The sequence below is a fragment of the Paenibacillus agricola genome, from assembly GCF_011440305.1.
Lineage (GTDB): Bacteria > Bacillota > Bacilli > Paenibacillales > NBRC-103111 > Paenibacillus_S > Paenibacillus_S agricola.
On the sequence record NZ_JAAOIW010000001.1, the window covers coordinates 932,518 to 953,865 of the forward strand.

A 21,348-nucleotide genomic window follows, 5' to 3' on the forward strand; every position below is an offset into this window, starting at 1 on the left:
AATGACTTTCGGGACAGCCTCTGCGGATTAATGCGTTTAATCAGCAGGATAAACCAAACCCCACTGCTTTCTGATCGTATCTAAAGTAGTCATAATAGCCAAGGTTTCATCCAGCTTCATAAAGGTGCTTTCTGTCAGTCCGTCGCGCAGGCAGGCCATCGCTTCCTCCGCTTCAAAAACAAAGCCATGCGCTACACGCTCATCTTGAAATACTTCCGGTTCTTCGCCTGTTACCCTAAGCGTAGCCGTACGGGCTGAAAGGAATAAAGGGATGTGGATATGCCCTTTAGAGCCGAATATGTAGGCTTCATTGGTCATTGCCAGCTGAACCGAGCCATTAATCGCGGCAGTCTGCCCGCCTTCATATTCGAATATGAGCGAAAACTGTTCATCCACGCCGGTTTCACCCATCCTGACACTGCTTAGGATGTTCGTAGGCTGAGCGCCATAGACCATCGAGGCAAAGGAAATCGGATAAATGCCCGCATCCAGCAAGGTTCCTCCGCCTAAATCGCGATTCAGCAAACGGCTTTCAGGCTTCCAGCCAATATTAAAGCCGAAATCGGCCTTCACTAATTTGACCTCGCCGATTTTTCCTTCAGCCAGCCATTGCCTTACCTGATGGATTGCCGGCAGGTGGCGCGTCCACATCGCTTCCATCAGGAAGATTCGATTCTCCTTCGCGTAAGTGACCATTTCCTCGGCTTCCGCCGCGTTCATCGTAAACGGCTTTTCGCATAACACCGCTTTGCCTGCCCGCAAAAAGGTTAGTGTGTTGTCCTTATGCGCAGGATGCAGCGTCCCCAAATAGACAATATCGATATCCGGATCATTAGCCAGCTCGTCCAGGCTGCCATAAGCCTTCGCAATATGATGCATCTTGGCAAAGGCTTCGGCCTTTTCAAGATTACGTCCGCCCACAGCTACGATTTCCGCTCCTGAAGCAAAAGCCAAATCTTTAACAAATTGCTTGGAAATATTACCTGGACCGGCAATCCCCCATTTAATCGTTTGGTTTGACATGCACACACGCTCCTTTATCTACTTGGATTTTCCAATCTATCTCATCATCTCACTAAAAAGCCTTTTCATCAAATAATGCCGAAGCCCGCTCCAATACACCAAGCTCGATACAAACACGGATCGATAAAACCTTGACCCCCACTTTGAAGCGGATCTGTAGCCGATCCTCCTCAATACTCATAATTTCGCCCTGACCAATCGCCTTATGCTGGATAAATTGCCCGACTTCCAGCTCGGAGCTGCTTTTGATCGCATTGGGACTTATAGAGCCCTTAGGCTTTTGCACCAATATTTTCACCGACTTCGCTTTGCTCGCAACCGGCTGCGAGGACGGATCCAAAATATGCTGAACCGCCGACACGAATTGGGATGCAACCACCTTTTCTCCATCACGCTCTTGATAGGTAAGCAGCTCCAGCTGTGATTTGGTCCGTGTCATGCCTACATAAAATAAGCGGGCCGCTTCCTCCATCAGTGCTGGGTCGCCCTTGGCCTGTTTTTCAATATCCTCCGTTGAAGGCAGAATCCCGTCGATCAGGTCGATCATATACACACGCTCAAACTCCAAGCCCTTGGAGCTATGCAGCGTAGAGAAGGTCACCACATTGTGGTCGCGCTGGTGCTTGGACTGCTTCATGACCGCTTCCAAATATTTCAGCCGCTGGGCAAAATCCGTCATCGTATCCAAGGTGTTGGCAATCTCCTCAAGCGTGTTCAAAATGCCAATAACCGCTTCCTTGCTGAATCCAAGCCGTTCGCTGAGCTTTTCAATCGCTTTGTCATAACCAAGCTTGCTCCGAATCACTTTGATCGCCTGCAGCGGCGGCATGTCCTTCATCTGGCCCAATGTTTCTTTGCATTCAAGCAAGTGCTTGCGCTGGTACTCCTGCAGCTCCACATGATTCAGGAGGTTATCAAACACGGACTCATTGTTGTTGATTTCCTTCAGTGCGGACATTTGCTGCTTCGTAATATACCCGCTGATTTTCGTGTAAATAGCTTCCAAAAGCTCGGAGCGTTTATCCGTAAAGGTCATCCGCATAAAATTCAAAATATCCCTTACTACCCAATGGGAGAAAAATCGCAGATCATGGTCCTTCATATAAAAGGGGATTCCTGCCCTCTCGAATTCATTGATCAATATAACTGACGAAGCGTTATTCCGATATAAGATAGCGACCTCACGAAGACTCGCAACCTTCCCAATCTCTTGAATCAGATATTTAACCTGGTACTGATAGTTGGCAAACTTTTTTATCTGAATCGGTTTATGGGAGGGATTATTCGTAAACATATTTTTGTCGTAACGGTTTCGGTTGCGTTTAATAAATTGGTTGGTCACACTTACAATATCCTGGGAGGATCGATAGTTCTGCTCCATATATAAGGTGACAGCTTGCGGGTAAGCCTCCTTGAAATTGAGCAAGTAGGACGGCTCTGCACCTCTCCAGCTGTAAATCGATTGGTCATCATCGGCTACCACGCACAAATTGCCATGCCCACGCACCAGCTTTTCAATAATGGCATGCTGAACCAGCGAGGTATCCTGGCTTTCATCAGTCAACATATGGTCATACTTCATCTGATATTTGTGCAGCAGCTCGCGATCCCTGTCCATAATCTCATTGCCAAGCGTCAGCATATCGTCAAAATCCAGCAGCAGCCTGTCGGTGCCTGTGCGTTTAAAACGCTCATATTCCCATAAAATCTTGTCGGCTTTGGGCACCTCACATTTAACTAATGGCCAGGTTTCCTCGGGAACCATTTTGTTTTTAATATAGCTGATATAGGTGGTCAGCTCTTCCATTTGGTCATCGGTTATCGGTTCGTTATGAAGGGATTTGTATAGATCGCGCAAAATCAGCTTTTTATGCAAGGGCATGCCTTCATGTGTGCTTCGGTTCCGATTATAGCTCTCACCTTGGCCATGACTTTGACCCTGGCTCCTCTGGCTCTGGCCCTGTCCTTCGCCTGCTAGCTCCACGTTGCCTTCGATTAACTGGTAATCTACTCTGGTTTTCCGAAAATGCTCGCGGACCATCTCGAATGCCAAGCTGTGTATGGTGGAAAAATCGATCGGCGGAAGCTCTGGGAAAAACCGCTTGAACCGCTCCTTCATATCCATGGCCGAGGCACGGCTAAAGGTAACCGCCTTAATCCGCGAAGGGGCAATGCCCATGACCTCTACCAAATAGCCGATTCTCATAATAATCGTCGTTGTCTTGCCTGATCCAGGCGATGCCAAAAGAAGCAGGGCTCCCTCCGTTTGAAGGACTGCCTGCTTCTGAACCGAGCTTAGAGTTACACCAATTTCGAGATGCTTGCGGAGAAAAAAATGCTCTTGATTATTCATTTTCATTTCGCCATATTCCTTTCAAAAACGCCGTGCTATCCGTTTAGCTTTCAGTTCCATCATGTTATCATGAATTGCGGTTTTACACCACTTTTTAGCGTATAGCTTTATAGCAAAATCAAAGATTGCTTTGACTAAATAAGTTAACTCATGTTAATATATGTATTGAAGTTAACTAATACAAAAGTCAGCAGGTGTACCCCATGCCCCATTCAGATATCCCCTTAAGAGAATTGAAAAAGGCTCGAAATAAAGTAGCCCTATATGAGGCCAGCTTATCACTGATCGCAAATAAGACGTTCAGGGAGGTCATGCTTGATGATATTTGCCGGAAAGCGGAGGTGTCTCGAGTTACCTTTTTCAAATATTTCCAGAGAAAGGAGGAGCTGCTCGTTTATTTTATGCGTGTCTGGTTAACCAACCGGATCCTTGAAATCGAAGCTGAAGGTAAAAGGGAGTTCTCAGCCGTTCGGCATCTATTAAATAAAGTGGCGGAGCAAGCCAGGGAAACTCCAGGCTTAATGCCCAGCCTGATCTCTTTTCTGGCTGAAATGAAGATGCATCCTTGTATGCCGGAGCTGAGCAATGCGGAAATTCGCCTACTCTTCCCTGGCCATGAGGTAATCGCGGCTCAGGAGCCTAATATGTTTGCCCTCTTCCAAAGCTGTATGGCAGAGGCGAACCAGAATGGTAGGCTAAGAAAGCATGTCACGGTGGATATGGCAGTCACTACATTATTCACCATATTTTACGGGGCCTTTTTGTCTGCACAATTGTATGAATCCACGGAAATTATGAATTTTTACGAAATCCATCTTCAATTGCTGGAGCAGAGGTAGAGGAGGAGGAAACGGACATGGGCAAAGTAATACCTGGGCGATATACGGCTGAAATGGAGGGGTCGTTCGTGGTCTTCATTATTGGAATGCGGGTCAACAAAATATGGGCGATCCATAAATGGCTGCCTGTGTTTATGGCGATGGGACCGATGGTTAAAGAGCTATATCAAAATCGGGATTTGGGCTTTCTCGATACCAGCTTTTTTATGTCTTGGCGCGGGATATCCCTGGTCCAATACTGGCGCTCTTTCGAAGAGCTGGAGCATTATGCCCGCAATGGCGCGATCCATCTAGAGGCATGGCGAAGCTTCAACAAAAAGGTGGGAACGGGCGGTGTTGTTGGGATTTACCATGAAACGTATCTGGTACCTGAAGGACAATACGAGAGTGTTTATAACAATATGCCGATTTTCGGCCTCGCCAAAGCAGGCAGCCATGTTGCTGCTACCGGCAAACGCGAAACGGCAAGCAGAAGGCTTGGCAGGCATGGAGAGCCTGCCGTTCCAACGCCACCGAATCCGTCGTCTTAGCTACAGGAAAATCATCGGACCCCAGCCGTAGCACGAAAAGAATACGTAAGAAAAACCGTCCGAAGCCATCGGACGGTCCTTTGTTGTGCAAACCCATACCTTTGTACGTTGGGCGAGGACATGGATATGGGGTTCCAGTCGCTGTTGAAGTTCGTATTCCTTGAATTATTGGCTTCCAGCGGTTGGAACACGAACTTCAAAGGCGAACGCTATCGCTCCTCCACCCCATACCCATGTCCTCTTCCTTCTACTCCCTGCTTGTCGCTGCTTCTTTAATTCCTAAACCTGTGTGAAAGCCCGTATTCGCAGAGCCACGAAATTTCTGTACTTCTTTGATGACGTTGGGCCTTTTATCAAAAATTCATATAAGGGCTAACCCTTCGGCTGCCCTAAAACCCAAAAGCATATAAGGCTCTACCGAAACCAGTGCTTGACGAATTTACAACAATCCATGAAATGAATGAGCTGGAATTTCTCCCGCTAATTGTGCTGGAACTGTAGTAATAATCCATTTTACTGGAAAAACTCCAGCTAATGAGCTTCTTTTTTTTCAATTCGAGCCTATTACCTCGAATTAACGGTAGTTTTTCCCTTTAATTTGTTAGAAAAGGGTTTTATAAATTAATTAACTGGAGCTTTTCCAGCTCTTTCATCCACGGGATGGCCAGGGGCTCCATACTGTTCGTGTATTGCTCATTTTTCTCAACCTGTTCCTGACTTCTTGTCTACTTCATTAGAACTTTACTTCGTCAAGCACTGTTTTGAGCGTTGAGCCGCATATAAATCCTTATAAAATAAAGGGTAAGCACCGCTTACCCCAAACATATAAATTCTTATATTTCAAAAAACCCTTGGGATTTCCAAGGGCTGCGGCGGCTAAGGACTATGATCGCTAAGAGCCATTATGGTTTAATGCGTATAAGCTTTTAACACATAGGGCGATGTCATAGCGGATAGCAAAGCGCTATAATTCAGAGAAAAGCTTACCTCGTCCCCTACCTGCAGGTTGGACTTTTTCAGATCAAGCACGATGTGGTCGCTGCTGGAGCCAAGCACCTCAATATTCGCCTGGGGCGTTAGCCCGGAAACAAGCACGTCTTGCTCCCCGACACCAAGCAGCCCTCTGCGCATCATGCCACGGTCTTGAAATTGCGGTAGGTTACCGAAAGCGTCCTGCCCTTTTTCCCCATAAGGAACGGAGGGCTTTACTTTCGCTTCGATAACCTCAGTAACAAAGGTAAACGCATCGGTGAACAAGCCAGAGATCGCTTCGCGGAACACCGGCTCCCGTCCCAAATAAATCGATTCTCCCAATCGTACATTATTAATTTTTCCCGTATCCTTGACCTCCATCAGCCAGTTATAATTTGCTGAGTTCCCACCCGAAATATACATAAGTGGCAATGAAAATTGGTCTTCGATCCCTTGTACAATAGCAGATAGCTCGTCCATCTTAACAGCACTTGGTTTAACCCCTCCGAAGCAGGCAAAGCTTGCTCCCAGACCAACAACTTGAACGCCCGGAAGCGCAAGCACCTCGGCTATGAAGCCCGCCATATCTGCTGGCATAATGCCTTCTCTTAAATCACCCATTTCGAGCATAAGAATAATTTGGTGCCGCTTGTTCTGGGCATGGGCTATAGCTGAAAGCTTTTGAATAATGGCGAGCTCCGTGTTCATGCTAATATCCGCGTAAGCAATTACTTCGTTTACCTCACTTAAGGAAGGTGTTCGAAGCAGCACGAATTGCGCCTGGATGCCTGCTTCGCGCATTTTCCTGAGATTTTCCAGCTTGGAGTCGGCAAGGACACCGATCCCTTTATTGACTAGCACCTCGGCAATGGCGGGATTTCCGCAAACTACCTTCGTCACACCCATAATTCCGATTCCCTTGGCACCGTATAATTGCAAAAGCTGGTTTGCATTATAAGCAATTTTTGCTAGATTGATCTCGATTCTGGGTGTAACTGAAGCATGTATCAATTTGCAACTGCTTTTTTTGTTTTATTTTTCAATTCAGGATATTTGTCAAAAATACTGTCCAGCAGCTTATCGCAGCCATGCTTAAGAACATCCGTTGCAGGAATGCTAAATTGCTGCTCATATTCCGTAATCGCCCTATCGATTTCTTGATCCGACATCCGTTCATGGTTAATCGTAATGGCGATTACCTTGGACTGGGAAAATGCTTCAATTAGCTTGATTTCATTATCCAGCTGCGGCATTTTCATGAAATTAAAATCACCCAAATTTTCTCGCTTAGGCGCATGTTGGACAATAATCGCTCCTGGCCTCGCCCCACGAATAATTCCGCAGGAGCTAATATAGGCAGGATGGCTTAGAGCACCTTGACCTTCAATAATAATGATATCCGGGTTCTCTTGGTCATGCGCTTTCATAATTTCGTTTTCGATTTCACCTATCATATATTGAAAAGGAATGGCATCGATCGCAACTCCATATTTGGCACCTTGAATCAATCCGGTCTGGCCTGTTGCCACAAAAACAGCATTTAAGCCCGCTTTGAGCAAAGCCTCTTCCAATAAGACAGAGGTGGTTCTTTTGCCGATAGCTCCATCCGTACCTAGAACAGCAACGATAGGCGTATTAATATTTAATACTCGTCCCGAGAAAAGACCCATATCCCTTTTATGCTTCGGCTTTCTGACATCAATCATTTTCACCTTATATTTAGCAGCATGCTTAACGAATTGCTCATCCTCTGTGAAAAATTCCTGTAGTGGATTCACAATGTTCATGCCATTTTCAATAGCCTTGAATATGATAGCCCTTTCATCCTCTTTGAGAAAAGCGTCTGAAGGAGCAATTCCATATATAAAATGATCTGGCTTTTGGGAAAGCTTCTGTAATGTCTCATCAAGATTGGAAAAAACGGGAATACCATTGGGTTCTCCATTGATAAATTCACCTGCATCCATTCCTGCTCTCAAGCTGTCGATCACAGCGATAATTTGATATTTTTTCGAATTTCTGATTAATCCATTAGCGGTCTTGCCATCCATCGTTCCTAATTCTTTTTCACAATATATAATTGCCGTTTCCATTAATTACACCCCTATATCCTGAAGCTGTTTTTAATTAAATTCCGATTATCTCAATAAGCTTAAAAGGTTATTTACCCATATAAACGCACAATGAAACATCAGCACTTTGATTCTCTTTTAAATAGCAAAAATACCACGACTGCCGGCATCAACGCCAACAATCGTGGTAGTGCTAACTAAAAGTGCCTCGGAAACCAAAGGTATGTGTGGCTAATTCTTATCCTTCCTTTATTGCTGGTGCAAGAAGAGTTGAAGTAAATGGGGCGGCAAAGGACGGCTGAAGAAATATCCTTGTCCCTCATCACAATTTTCTTCCATTAAATATTGGAACTCCATATCATGCTCAATCCCTTCAGCAACAACACTCATATTTAAGTTGTGGGCTAATGATATGATAGCAGATGCAATTCGCTTACCATTCATATCTCGACTTATATCATCAATGAAGCTGCGATCAATTTTCACTTTATCAAATGGATATTGGCGGAGATAGCTTAATGAGGTATACCCTGTACCAAAATCATCTATAGATATCGAAATACCTAATTGTTTTAGCCTCATGAGACTTTCTTTAATAACAACTACGTCATCTAGTAATATACTTTCTGTGACTTCAAGCTCTAGCCACGTTGGTTGGAAACCTGTTTCTACAAGTATATGAATGACAGAATCAACAAAGCTATCACACTGTAATTGTTTGGTAGAAATATTGACCGCTAGTTTAAAAGGAGGGATTCCTGCCGCCTCCCATTGTTTCCACTGGCTGCATGCAGTTTGAAGTACCCAAGCTCCGATCTTAATAATTTGTCCGCTTTCTTCGGCAATGGGGATAAAATCACTCGGTGGAATCAGGCCTAACTCAGGGTGGTGCCACCGAATTAAAGCTTCCATTGCTTTTAGCTGTCCATTTTTCAAATCTACGATTGGCTGGTAGTATAGTTCCAACTCCTTATTTGGTATAGCAAACTTTAGGTCTCGTTCAATTGTAAGGTTATAGGTGGTTGTTATATCCATTTCTTTGGAATAAATGGCATACGTATTTTTTTTGTTTTTTTTTGAATGGTACATAGCTATATCTGCATGCCGGATTAACTCCTGAGCACCATTTTCTTTCCCTTTGCCCAAAGCTATCCCTATACTGGCTGAAATCGTAACGGAGTGGCCTTCTAATTGAAAAGGTTCAGTCAACATATGATTGACATGCTCTGCAAATCGGATAACCTCTTCTTCCGAGATATCGGGCAACAGGATCGTGAATTCATCGCCGCCTAATCTACTCAAGGTATCTACTTTACGTAAACTCAGCTGCAGCCGTTCGGATACCAGCTTCAGAAACTCATCGCCCAACTGATGTCCAAAGGAGTCATTAATAAACTTAAAGCGGTCTAAATCGATAAATAACACAGCAAAGTGATTTCGACCTTCTTTTGAAAAGTTAATCACCTGTCCCAAGCGGTCTTCGAACAACTTCCTATTTGGGAGTTTTGTCAGAGGGTCATAAAAGGCGAATTGTTCCATTTGTTGGTCATACTCTATTTTCTGTGTGATGTCCCTTGCTACCCCATAGGAGCCGACAATTTCTCCATTCACCTTCATAGGGAATTGAATTACATTTAAATGTATCTTCTTACCATCTTTTCGAGTAATAGCGAGATCAGAATTGCTTGATATTCCTTTTTTTGCATCTATAAAATTTTTCGTTGCTTGGGGAATATCCTCAGAAATAATAAGGGGTGTAAAGTGCATGTTCAATAATTCATCTTCAGAGTAACCAGTGATCTGTTCGCTAGACGCATTTACGCAAAGGAATTTTCCCAGGTCATCAAAAGAAAATATGGCATTCGGGCTATTATCAAACAACGATTTATATCGTTCCTTGCTTTCTTGGAGCTGCTGTTGTGCCAACACTTGTTCAGTACTATCAATAACACTACCAAATACTATTATTTTTCCGCTAATCTCCATAGCTGTTGTGTGCATTTCCGTATAGATTAAGCTGCCGTTTTTATGAAAACTCCTGATTTTATAATGAGCTTCTTCCTTGTCTCCCAATAATCTTTTCTTCATATTATTTTGTACTATAGCAAAATCATCCGGGTGAACAATTTTTTCAATAGAAATCAGGCCTAGTGCAAAATCCTGTCTTTCATATCCAAATAGATGAGAATACTTAGTATTTACATAGGAAAAAGCACCGTCTTCTATGACATAAATGCCAACAGGTGCATTGTCAATGAGGGTTTGAAACATGTTTCTATAAAAAGGAAGCTCGACAACATTCATGAAGAAACCTCTCCCATCGAAAAATCGTGAAATATAACCCTATTAGACCTTGCATTTCCATCTTATTTTTCGGTCATTTTACTAATAATTCCTGATGCATCCAATATCAATGCCACTTTCCCATCACCCAAAATGGTCGAGCCCGCGATTCCATCTACCTTGCCAATGTAAGACCCTAATGATTTGATAACAATCTCCTGATTGCCGATCAATCCATCCACAGCTAGAGCAATCCGTTTTTCCGCCGAGCCTACAATAACTAAGGGATTATTTTTGCCAGTCAGCATTTTGGGCAGTTGAAAATGGTCGTGGATCCAAGCCACCGGGATCACCTTGTTGCGCAGCAATATAACCTGAGCCCCTCTTACGGTTTGTATTTCATTGTGAGTCACTCTAACAATCTCGGCAATGTTGCTCATCGGAATAATAAATGTTTGTTTATGAAGCTTTACCAACAAACCGTCGATAATGGCAAGTGTAAGAGGAAGCTTGATTTTAAATTGGGTTCCTTGACCTTGCTTAGTTTCGATATCGATCAGCCCATTCAGCTTTTCAATATGGCTTCGTACAATGTCCATCCCAACCCCACGTCCTGAAACATCGCTTACTGTGGCCGCTGTAGAAAACCCTGGGCGAAATATCAGCTCAATCGCCTCTAAATCGCTAAGCTGCTTAGCTTCTTCAATTCCAATGACGCCTTTTTGCAAGGCAGATTTTTTTATTTGTTCAGGGTCAATACCTGCCCCGTCATCCTCCACATAGATCACAACCTGATTATCTTCATGAGCCGCTCTAATTTTCAGGGTTCCTTTGCGGGCTTTGCCGGATTGTTCTCTTTTCTCCGGATTTTCGATCCCATGGTCAACCGCATTGCGGATCAAATGAATGAGGGGATCGGCAATTTCCTCAATCAAGGTGCGGTCGAGCTCGGTTTCTTTTCCTTCTATAACCAATTCAATGTCTTTATCCAAATCTCTCGACAAATCTCGGATCAAACGTGGGAAGCGGTTGAATAGCTGGTCAATCGGCAGCATCCTCGCCTTCATCACACTTTCCTGCAGCTCTCCAATAATCATCGAAAGATGGTCGGAAATTTGAGCAAGCTCGTTCACGGTTTCACCGACCCTATGTTTTCTTTGGGTTTGTTCCACCTGATGAATGCGTGCCTGGTCGATAACCAGTTCATCAATACCACCCACATATGTCGACGGCGGCTGTAAGTCGGAAAAAGCAGCCAAGACGAAATAGATTTCTTTACACAGGACCATACATTTGGAATTTGGGTAATATCCTTAATTTTTATGATTTCATGAATATCCTGAATGCGTATCGCATAGTGTTCCATTTTCGATGCCAAATTCGACATATTGTTCCTGCTCAAATCGTGACTTAATTCACTTTAAAAACGGATACTGCATCATTCAATTCCTCAGCAAGCTGGGCAAGAGATTGGGCCGTCGTTGCTGTTTCCTCGGTGCTTGCGGCCGCTTCCTCAGAAGCAGCCGAAATACTCTCGATCGAAGTCAGCATCTCCGTGGATTGAGCAGCTTGTTCCTCGCTTGCAGCCGCTATTTCAGTTACTTTCTGTGCGGATTCATTAACCATCTTGACGATATTCTCAAAGGATTCACCTGTTTTCTGTGATGCAATAACTCCTTCACCTACTGCTTTTACACTTTGCTGTGTATTGGTTTGCATGCCTTTAATAATCGCAGTAATTTTCTTCGTAGCTTCGCTGCTGCGTTCAGCCAATTTGCGAACCTCATCTGCAACAACTGCAAACCCCCGTCCTTGATCCCCCGCACGAGCCGCCTCAATGGCTGCATTCAATGCTAGCAGATTCGTCTGATCGGCAATATCGTCAATGACATCGATAATCTCCCCGATTTTGTTGGAATCCTCTTCGAGTCGGGACACTTGCTGATTGACACGACTCATGCCTTCAATGGAAATGCGAACTACCGCACTTCCCTCTTGGGCAATACCCATGGTCTTATCAGACAATTCCGAGGCTTGCTCCGCATTTCGCGCCACTGAATTTATAGCGGTGGATAATTCTTTAAACAACTCATTCATCATTTGAGCATCATTAGCTTGGCTCATACTGCCACTGGCTACTTCCTCGGCGCTGGCCGAAATTTGTTGAGCAGCAGCAGCGACGCTTTGCGAGGAAGCCATAATACCGCTTACAGTAGTTCTTAATCTTAGAATCATTGCATTAACAGCTCTCGCTAATTGACCTACCTCATCATTCGAGTCGATCTCTATGGTTTCTCTTAAGTCACCGCCCGCTACTTTACTTACTAATGCCACAACACGGATTAAAGGACGTGCGATCATCTGGGAGATTAAGTAACCTAAGCCAACACTGATAATTAGTGAAACTAGAATGATCACCAAGGTAATATTCCGAGAGCTTTCATAGGCAACATCCGTGTCTTTATCCAATTGATTGGCAAGCTTAATATTAAGTGCAATTAAATTATTCAAAATAACTGCGATTTCATCATTACTTTGCTTAAAACCACCTATTAATAGAAATTCCGTAAACTGCTCCGGGCTTATATTCTCAGCATTCATCTGCATAGCTTGATCCAACAATTTATTGTTAGCCTGCCATTTAAGAGTGAAATTCCTCAGCATATCTTGCTCCTCTGTAGTTAAACGAGTCTTACTGTATGTATCAATCCGGGTCTCAATTTCTTTCCTATTGCCTAATATAGTATCCTTATATTTATCATTCTCTGCTTTAGTTTTTGCCATCGTATTCATATCTCTAACATCAACTTTGATTTGTTGAAAAAGGAGTAGCGCATTGGATAGTTCGCTGATCGGTATTAAATTATTGTCATACATTTTCGACAGCTCATCATTGGTTGTACTCATATTTGTAAGTCCGTAGAATCCGACAAAAGCCACAATTATAGCAATCAGAATAAAGGCGGATATTAATTTCACCGCCGTTTTCATATTATAAAACCATTGCATAGGTCATTCCCCTTATATTTGTTTTATTTGACCTGCTTTTCTTTAGTTTCTTGTTCAGGATTACTATTCATATTATGAATATAAACTCTAATCCTCATCAAGTCATCAGTAAAACTGACTAGCTCCTCTGTTGACATTGCATTTAATTGGGCAGTAGTTTCCGACAACGGAACCCCCAATATCAATCCCAACTCATAATCAAGAACCTTCATTCTTTCCATTCGGTTGTAAGTTCTTAATAATGGTTTCAACTTAATTTCCCCCTAACATTAGTTCTTTAGTACTATCTATATTAAGTCGTAATCTATTACACGTAACCGAAAAAGTTCGGCGGGGTTGCGCAAAGAAATTTGCGGGATTTTATCGAATGTTGAATTTAAGTAATCATGCCAAATAACCCGACCTCGTCCAGTGGTTAGACAGAATGATCAGGCTAGCAAATAGTTAGAAATTAAGATTTTATAAAATCAGAATCTGTCAGTAAGTCCATTTCCTTAGCCTTGATGGTAGCCTTAATCCGCGATTTTATATGTAATTTCTGAAAGAGATTGGTTAGGCAATATTCCAAGGACCTTTGGCTCTTTAAAAACGATTGCTGCAATTTCTTTATTGCTTTTCCCCTTGGCTACGCCACATCCGAAGATATCGTTATTATCTGCTTGGCAATAAAATTCGAATCATTTCCAACACCTCGATTGTGATTAATAGTTCTTAGTTATCTAATGTATGGGGATTGAAATGAATACGGCAAAGCCATTGTCAGGTGCCGACTGAAAACTAATGCGTCCATTCAGACTGCGAACCCTTTCCTTCATTCCATAAACACCCATGCTGTTAAACGAGTCCTCCATCTGGCTTAATTCCATACCAATCCCGTTGTCTTCGTAAGTCAGTAAAATTTTGTCCTGTTGGCTCGAAAGCTTAACTTGCACCCTAGAGGAATTAGAATGTTTACTGGCATTAGCCAGAAGCTCCTGTACAATACGGTACACCCCTATTAATAAATCGTCAGTTAAACTATGTTGAAAATCGCCGCTATCAAAATGTATGCAAAAGTTGGTACGCAATTGAGTTAAATCAAAAAGTGCTTGAAGAGAAGATACAATCCCTTCCTCCTTCAGCATTGGCGGCCTGAGTTCATTACAAGTGATACGTATTTGATAGATGACATCCAGTAAGCCTTGCGTAACCTGCTGCAAGTGCTCCCGAAAATGTTTAGGAACCGATAGATCCGTAGAAATTTGATCCAGTATACGATACCAGATGATCTGCTCTTGAAGAGCGGAATCGTGCAAATCTTGTGACAATCGTTTTCTTTCATTTTCGGATATGCTAAACAAAAGACGTAATAGCCAAGAGGGCGCTATCTGATGGGTTGCAAGCTGCTCCAGATCCTTGGTCAAATCCTCGATAATCCGAAAATTATCATATAATACACTGACATAACGGGTGATGGTTTTAAGCCACACTCTTTGGGCAGTGATATGTAAGCATGCAGATTGCTCATCCATACATAGGAAATAACCTAGTCCACGAAACTCTCCTATCTTGATTAAGTAAGCATCTGGCATTGTGATAATTTCACATATGGGAAGATCTTTAGGATTAAGCTCCATGATGTCCTGCAAAAGCTTACTTGAAAGCCTGTCATCTCCGTTTGTAACCCATATCTTGTTGTTATGGTCCACAATCAGAATACTTACTTTTTCAGCTCCAGTTATCTCTCGAACCTCTTTAATTAGTCTCCACTCTACTTCACTTATTTTCATAACTGAAAAGAGGTCATGAGAAAAACGATCCAGGCTTGTCTGTAAAAGATAATAAAGCTCTTCACTCTCGCGAATCATTTGCTCCGCTTGTTTGCGGTCATCTTCTGCTTTTTTTCGTTCCGTAATATCACCCATCATGGTAAGGCCCGCATTTCTTCCCTTAGAGGGAAGAGAAGTCGCTATCGAATCAACATCAATGATCGTTCCATCAAAACGAATGATTTTTTGCTGAACAAGAGGGCTGGTCGTTGATCGCTCATACACATCTTTCAATCGTATTGCTACCTTCACTTTATCATCGGGATGGATATTATCAAATACGGACTTGCCAATTATATCCTCTAAACTAGATGCACCATATAGGGAAAGACCCGCAGGATTTACGTAAGTATATTTATAATGATCATGAACGAAAATCGCTCTCGGCGAAAGTTCGACCAATCTCCTGTAACGTTCTTCACTTTCTTCAAGCTCCTTTTCCATTGTAACTTTTTCATTGATATCTCTAGCCACTATCACAACTAGAATGACTTCTCCATCATCTCCCATAACAGGTGAAAACATGGCATCCGTATGAATGGTGTGTCCATCAGCATGGACTAAGCGACATTGTATAAGCTTATTGGTTTGATTCTTCATAATCTCAGCAAATTCGATTTGAACATAATCAAGATCCTCAGGATGAATATAATCAAATCCTGAAGTGCCGATTATCGATTCGCTCTCAAAGCCAAGTGCTAGATTAGAAATATGAAGCAGATTACCCTCAATATCCACCACCCCAATTAAATCAGACATATTTTCAGTTATCAATCTGTATTTGCATTGACTGGTAGCCAGCGCTTTCTCGGTTGATTTTTGCGAAGTGATATCTCTACAAATAGCAAATACACCTACTATTTCATTATTGATATAGATGGGTACTTGCTTAATGTCCCAGTAAAACAATTTTCCGTTTTTGTGACAGGAGGAAGTCTCATAATTTTGCGGCAATCCTTGCTTAGCTTTTTCAAGAAATTCACTTAATCGCTGTACATCTTGAATCCCAAAAAGCTCGACCCAGGAATGTTGGAGGGAAAAGCCGGCAAGGTCTTCGGTAGCCCGATTAATAGAAATAATAGTTCCATTAAGATCTATTTCGCAAATCAGGTGGGAATTGTACTCGAATAAAGATTTATACCTTTGTTCACTATGATTTAAAGCTTCTTCCACCGTTTTTCGCGCTGTAATGTCGAGCACAACTCCGTTAATTCTAATAACCTTGCCTTGGCTATCCAACACAGGTGTACCAATAGATTGAACCCATCTTATTTCACCGTTATGAAGAACCAGCCGATGCTCAACGGTACTCGATTGCCCGGAAATTAATAAGACGAATTGATCCTCGACCAAGCCGATATCTTCAACGTAGATCAGCTCCTTCCACAGGTTTTCATTGCGGTTAAACTCCTCCTGTGAATATCCGAACAGTTTCTTATAGCCCGCAGATACGGTCAAATGATTGGATAGAGGTTCTAAAGACCAAATAGCTACGTCAATGTTATTAAAAATATGCTCGAAGTGCAGTCTAAGCTGAGACAGCTCCCTGCCCAGCTGATCTATACTAGATGGTAGCATCCCTATCCTCATTTCGCATAAAATAAATTTTTGGTACTACCATTCTAACACTAGCTAAATAAATGTCTATCAATCGAAAGTTACATAATTGGTGGACATGGATTTCTCAGTTACGGGTGTGAGTCGCAGCAGGGTAACGGAAGACTCTTTACATGATCCTTCATGTGGCCGAAAAAAAACGATTCTTGTGGAGCAATACAATATCCCAGCAGTTGCCTCGTCTGTATCAAGCTTGTGGATTCATAGCAGTATTAGCCAGACCAGGACCCAGTCCCAAAGAAAAAGCCTCCAGATCCACTGTCAAATGCGGCGGAACCCTCTGGGTAAAGTTGATTGAAAGAAATTAAAGATTCGACATCGTTTCCGCGTATAAGATCATCGAGATCCCGCAAGTTGCGATTGCCTCTGTACACGATAAAATTACCTTTGAAATTTTTTCTCGTAAACACGACAAGCGTTGCATTCTGGCTGGTAGAGAAAAAACGCAGACTTTCTGCTCCGTCCAGGATAGATTCTGTGCTGCGGATACCAAGATTGCCTCTGAAAATACGACTGGCTCCACGGAAGTTTTCCTCAGAGAATACTGTTAGGTGGGGAAATACTAGAGTTGCTTGTATCCTTCTTATCATCGTTCATTCCTCCCTTCCTGATTAATGAAAAAAAGGAAAAAGAAAAACCCGTAGTCATCGCTCCAAGTTCATGACCAAGAATTGGAGGGCGATCACGGGTAGACTGGAATCGGAACGGCGTGCTCGAATAAGACCAAGACACTTCATCATTTCGCTCTGTTGGTGCACCTTTTGGGCGGGGAGGCCTACCTCCGGAACCGTTTTTCCATTATGACAAAGCACTAAAACAAATAGGTATCAGCTTAATTGCTTGTCATGAATTTCCTCATTTATTTGCGATATAATATCCACGATACTTTTTGAACCCAGATCGCCTTCACCACGTTTTCTCACAGACACACTGGCGGAATTTTTCTCATTTTCGCCAACCACGAGCATATAGGGTGATTTTTTAAGCTGGGCTTCACGAATTTTGTACCCGAGTTTTTCATTGCGCACATCGACTTCAACCCGAATCCCGGCTGCCTCCAACGACTTCTTCACTTCGTAGGCATAATCGATATAGTGCTCCGAAACAGGCAATAGCTTTGCTTGGACGGGTGCCAGCCACAGGGGAAAGGCACCGGCAAAGTGCTCGGTTAAAATCCCCATAAAGCGGTCAATCGACCCATAAACAGCACGATGTATAACGACCGGCCGGTGCTTTTGGTTATCCTCGCCTATATAAGTAAGGTCAAATTTTTCGGGCATCTGGAAATCCAGTTGGATCGTCCCACACTGCCAACTTCGTTTAAGCGCATCTAAAATATGAAAATCGATCTTGGGGCCGTAAAAGGCTCCATCGCCTTCATTGACCCGGTATTCAATACCTCGATTTTCCAGTACATTCTGTAAAGACTGCTCGGCTTGGTTCCATAGCTCCTCTGAGCCCATTGAATCCTCGGGACGTGTGGACAGCTCGATCTTATATTCAAAACCAAATACTTGATAAATATGCCCAATTAGCTCAATGATACGCCCAATTTCATCCTCAATCTGCTCCGGCAACACGAACAGGTGGGCGTCATCCTGGCAAAATGTACGAACTCGCATCATACCATTAAGCGCACCGGAAAATTCATGGCGATGTACTTGCCCAAATTCCGCAAGGCGGATCGGCAGCTCTCGATAGGAATGCAGACTGTTTTTGAAAATAAGCATATGTCCCGGGCAATTCATAGGCTTAAGAGCAAATTTCGTTTCGTCCACGTTCGTAAAATACATATTGTCCTTGTAGTGCTCCCAATGCCCGGATTGCTCCCAAATCCGATTATTCATCATCAGTGGTGTACGAACCTCGTCGTAATCCCGCTGCCTCTGCAATTCACGGGCGAAGTTTTCAAGCTCATTGCGGATCGCCATCGCCTTTGGCAAAAAGAAGGGCATCCCCGGTGCTTCCTCAGAGAACATAAACAATTCAAGTTCTTTGCCAAGCTTACGGTGGTCACGCTTTTTGGCTTCCTCCAGAAAGTGCAAATGCTCCTCAAGCTGGGCTTTCTTCGGAAAAGAAGTTCCGTAAATGCGCTGCAGCATCTTATTATTAGAGTTTCCACGCCAGTAGGCGCCCGCCACACTCAACAGCTTGAATGCTTTGATACGACCTGTAGAGGGAAGATGCGGCCCGCGGCATAAGTCAAAAAATTCACCTTGGTCATAAATCGTAATAACGGCATCGACTGGGAGGTCACGTATAAGCTCCAATTTCAAAGCATCCTCAAGCTCCTCGAATATGTTCAACGCTTCTGCCCGACTGACGACCCGCCGGACAATAGGCAGGTTCTCTTGGATAATAACTGCCATGGCTTGCTCAATGGCGCCAAGGTCATCACTGGATAGCGGCTGCTCGATATCGATGTCATAATAAAATCCATCTTCGATGACCGGACCAATCCCCAGCTTCACTGCCTTATCCCCATAGATCCGTTTAATCGCCTGAGCCATCACATGCGCTGTGCTATGCCTGTATAGGTTAAGTCCGTCTTTACTATCCAACATAATTAGTTCCATGTGGCTATCATGCTCAATCTGATGGTTAAGATCAAGCAGCTTGCCGTTTATTTTGCCTGCTACGGCATTTTTCCTTAAGCCCGTACTAATCGATTCCGCTACTTGTTCGATTGTCGTTCCTTGTCGATACCTCCTAATTGTTCCATCCGGCAACGTTACATTGATCTCCATAATTTAGCCTCCATTCCTAATTATTCCATTAATTTGAACACAAAAAAACGCAGCTCGCCCAGAAAGGGACGAGTGCGTTCGACTCGTGGTTCCACCCTAATTCGACCTACCTCATGTCATTCCTCAGCTTTTCGCCAAGGTAAGCAGATGCAAGATCCTCATTGGTATCCGATAACGGGGATAAAACGGTGCCGTATAATGCCGCGAAAACAAATCATCGGGTTCAACGCCACAGCTACAAAGGGGTAAAAACACAACCGATAACTGGAGAAGCTTTCAGCCTGAGCTTCTCTCTCTGGACAGTTCGCATTGGAAATCATGTCTTTGATCAACGCTTAATTTATGATTGTCGGTATTATAACATATTAACCATTCAATTGCGAGGTGCCACACATTTTTTGCCTATATTCACCAAGGCAAAACCAACAAACGCCTGGAACGTGCTCGCGGCTGAGGACATCCCGATATCACCACTATTGATCAAGGCACGGTACACGTAGGTCTCGATGACATTGGTGACGTCAAACAATGCACCGGCATTCAGCGGAACCCATTTCGATGCGCCGTCAAGCGCGGCGGCTTCATAATAATCCGGATCAATTCCCGTAATCGAAGAGAGATAAACAATACAATCGACACTCAGAAATCCATAGAACAGGTAGCTAACTGCAATCCAAGACAGAAAATAGGGCAATAAAATCGTGGTCTGGTACATCTTCGCCAATCGGCAAGTAATGGAAAGCAATCAATAAAATCAAGCCGGGTAATGTCATAATCAATAATGCGCTGCTTTTGGTAAAAGTCCTCATTCCAATCCTCCCTCGCTCTTAAAATCAGCAAAAAAACCTTGAATGGCTTATAGCCAAGCAAGGTTTAGGTAAATATAGGTAAATCATTCACAAGCGCTCCGATTTCACTTCAGCGCTCCATAAATAACAGCGCGCATCCGCGGATGAATGTACGGCTCCAGGCTTGGCAGCATTTGCTGCATGTAAACCACAGACAATTGCTCCAATGGATCAATTAACACCCAAGACCCGGCTAGACCGGCCCAGCCAAATTCGCCGATTGAGCCGTTGATCCCCCCGGCTGCTGGATCCATCATGACACGGACTCCCAAACCATAGCCATAGCCACTCATTTGTGTCCAATTGAAATCCTTGAGCTGCTGTGGCCCCAAATGATTGGTTCCCATCAATTGGATCGTCTTCGGGCTAAGAATCCGTGCCCCCGCAAGCTCACCGCCCCGCGCCAATGCCTGCGCAAACCGGCTGTAATCACCGATTGTTGATAATAGCCCGCCTCCACCGCTCTCATAGCTGCATCCTGGCTGATAAGGGGCGTCCATGTTCGTATTAAGCGTCAGCTTGCCATCTTCTGCACGGTCATACATCAAGCATAGGCGGTCGCGCTTTTCCTCGGCGATCCGAAAGGAGGTATCAACCATCTGGAGTGGTTCAAAAATTTCCTTCCGTAAAAATTCGCCGAAGCTTTCACCGGATAACACCTCGATCAAAGCTGCCAGGACATCATGGCTTGTACCGTACTTCCAATGGGTACCGGGTTCAAAAGCAAGCGGAACGGTAGCGAGCGCTTTGGAAAGCGCTCTCATATCCATCGTTGAAACCGCATTTTGCATAAGGGTACGAGTTTGCCTTTCGGTTTCTGTTAGCTCCCCACCATAAGTAAGCCCCGAGGACATGGTGAATAAATCCTTGATCCGTATCGATCCTGAAGCGGAAGCTACAGTTCTTGAACCAAGCTCATTATAGCTGTATACCGATATATCCTTAAATTCCGGTAAGTAAGCTTCCACCGGATCGTTCAGCAGATAAAGCCCTTTTTCATAAAGCATTAGCGCCGCTGCGCAGGTAACCACCTTGCTCATCGAATAAATCCGATAAATCGTATCTGCGCCTATCTTTTTATGATTGGCCAAATCTGCATACCCGAAGCTTTCCTCGTATAACACTTCTCCGTTTTTGACAACAGTGCAAGCACATCCAGCAGGTCCTTTTTCCATAAAGCTCTTAAGTAGCGGAGTTAAACGTTGAAACCGATCCATTCTCCCAGCCCCTTCCAAATCGTTATCTTC

General features: G+C 43.7%; 16 protein-coding genes. 2 read left to right on the forward strand and 14 right to left on the reverse strand.

From position 1 onward, the window contains the following. Positions 1 to 36 precede the first annotated feature (36 nt). Positions 37 to 1,023, reverse strand: coding sequence for a Gfo/Idh/MocA family protein (locus G9U52_RS04370; RefSeq protein ID WP_166146532.1), 987 nt, complete (start codon positions 1,021 to 1,023; stop codon positions 37 to 39). Between the two features lie 52 nt (positions 1,024 to 1,075). After that, entirely contained in the window at positions 1,076 to 3,376 is a 2,301-nt protein-coding gene (locus G9U52_RS04375) for an ATP-dependent helicase (RefSeq protein WP_166146734.1), read from the reverse strand. 203 nt (positions 3,377 to 3,579) lie between these two features. On the opposite strand from G9U52_RS04375, the gene G9U52_RS04380 reads away from it, so the two are divergent. Both G9U52_RS04380 and G9U52_RS04385 read left to right on the forward strand, forming a co-directional pair. Then, a complete protein-coding gene (locus tag G9U52_RS04380; RefSeq protein ID WP_166146534.1) occupies positions 3,580 to 4,215 on the forward strand; it encodes a TetR/AcrR family transcriptional regulator in 636 nt (211 codons plus the stop codon). Between the two features lie 17 nt (positions 4,216 to 4,232). Next, positions 4,233 to 4,745 (forward strand): DUF4188 domain-containing protein, encoded by a 513-nt coding sequence (locus tag G9U52_RS04385; protein ID WP_166146536.1) that lies wholly within the window; start codon positions 4,233 to 4,235, stop codon positions 4,743 to 4,745. 909 nt (positions 4,746 to 5,654) lie between these two features. Here G9U52_RS04385 and G9U52_RS04390 read toward each other — a convergent pair. The 12 genes from G9U52_RS04390 to G9U52_RS04440 all read right to left on the reverse strand — a co-directional run bounded on the left by G9U52_RS04390 (position 5,655) and on the right by G9U52_RS04440 (position 21,318). Next, positions 5,655 to 6,728, reverse strand: a complete 1,074-nt coding sequence (locus tag G9U52_RS04390; RefSeq protein ID WP_207952768.1) for an alanine/ornithine racemase family PLP-dependent enzyme — start codon at positions 6,726 to 6,728, stop codon at positions 5,655 to 5,657. Next, positions 6,725 to 7,810, reverse strand: a complete 1,086-nt coding sequence (locus G9U52_RS04395) for an N-acetyltransferase DgcN family protein (protein ID WP_166146538.1) — start codon at positions 7,808 to 7,810, stop codon at positions 6,725 to 6,727. The genes G9U52_RS04390 and G9U52_RS04395 overlap by 4 nt, the downstream gene beginning before the upstream one ends. 228 nt (positions 7,811 to 8,038) lie before the next feature. Beyond that, positions 8,039 to 10,093 carry a sensor domain-containing protein gene (locus tag G9U52_RS04400; protein ID WP_166146539.1) on the reverse strand — a complete coding sequence of 685 codons (2,055 nt, stop codon included), beginning with the start codon at positions 10,091 to 10,093 and terminating at the stop codon, positions 8,039 to 8,041. Between the two features lie 62 nt (positions 10,094 to 10,155). After that, entirely contained in the window at positions 10,156 to 11,361 is a 1,206-nt protein-coding gene (locus G9U52_RS04405; RefSeq protein WP_166146541.1) for a chemotaxis protein CheA, read from the reverse strand. Between the two features lie 121 nt (positions 11,362 to 11,482). After that, on the reverse strand, positions 11,483 to 13,081 hold the full coding sequence (locus G9U52_RS04410) for a methyl-accepting chemotaxis protein (protein ID WP_166146543.1): 1,599 nt from the start codon (positions 13,079 to 13,081) through the stop codon (positions 11,483 to 11,485). A gap of 23 nt (positions 13,082 to 13,104) precedes the next feature. Beyond that, positions 13,105 to 13,332 (reverse strand): hypothetical protein, encoded by a 228-nt coding sequence (locus tag G9U52_RS04415; RefSeq protein ID WP_166146545.1) that lies wholly within the window; start codon positions 13,330 to 13,332, stop codon positions 13,105 to 13,107. A gap of 468 nt (positions 13,333 to 13,800) precedes the next feature. Then, positions 13,801 to 16,467, reverse strand: coding sequence for a PAS domain-containing sensor histidine kinase (locus G9U52_RS04420; RefSeq protein WP_166146547.1), 2,667 nt, complete (start codon positions 16,465 to 16,467; stop codon positions 13,801 to 13,803). A 251-nt stretch (positions 16,468 to 16,718) separates the two neighbouring features. Continuing rightward, complete coding sequence (locus G9U52_RS04425) at positions 16,719 to 17,096, reverse strand: hypothetical protein (RefSeq protein ID WP_243767110.1); 378 nt, start codon at positions 17,094 to 17,096, stop codon at positions 16,719 to 16,721. Between the two features lie 237 nt (positions 17,097 to 17,333). Next, positions 17,334 to 19,253 (reverse strand): threonine--tRNA ligase, encoded by a 1,920-nt coding sequence (gene thrS, locus G9U52_RS04430; RefSeq protein WP_166146549.1) that lies wholly within the window; start codon positions 19,251 to 19,253, stop codon positions 17,334 to 17,336. Positions 19,254 to 19,626: 373 nt separating this feature from the next. Beyond that, positions 19,627 to 19,947, reverse strand: a complete 321-nt coding sequence (locus tag G9U52_RS04435; protein ID WP_207952769.1) for an ABC transporter permease family protein — start codon at positions 19,945 to 19,947, stop codon at positions 19,627 to 19,629. Further along, positions 19,916 to 20,062: a hypothetical protein gene (locus tag G9U52_RS39140; RefSeq protein WP_207952770.1), complete on the reverse strand. Its 147-nt coding sequence runs from the start codon at positions 20,060 to 20,062 to the stop codon at positions 19,916 to 19,918. Before G9U52_RS39140 ends, G9U52_RS04435 begins: the two co-directional genes overlap by 32 nt. Positions 20,063 to 20,166: 104 nt before the next feature. Continuing rightward, positions 20,167 to 21,318, reverse strand: coding sequence for a serine hydrolase domain-containing protein (locus G9U52_RS04440; protein WP_166146551.1), 1,152 nt, complete (start codon positions 21,316 to 21,318; stop codon positions 20,167 to 20,169). Between the last annotated feature and the right edge of the window lie 30 nt (positions 21,319 to 21,348).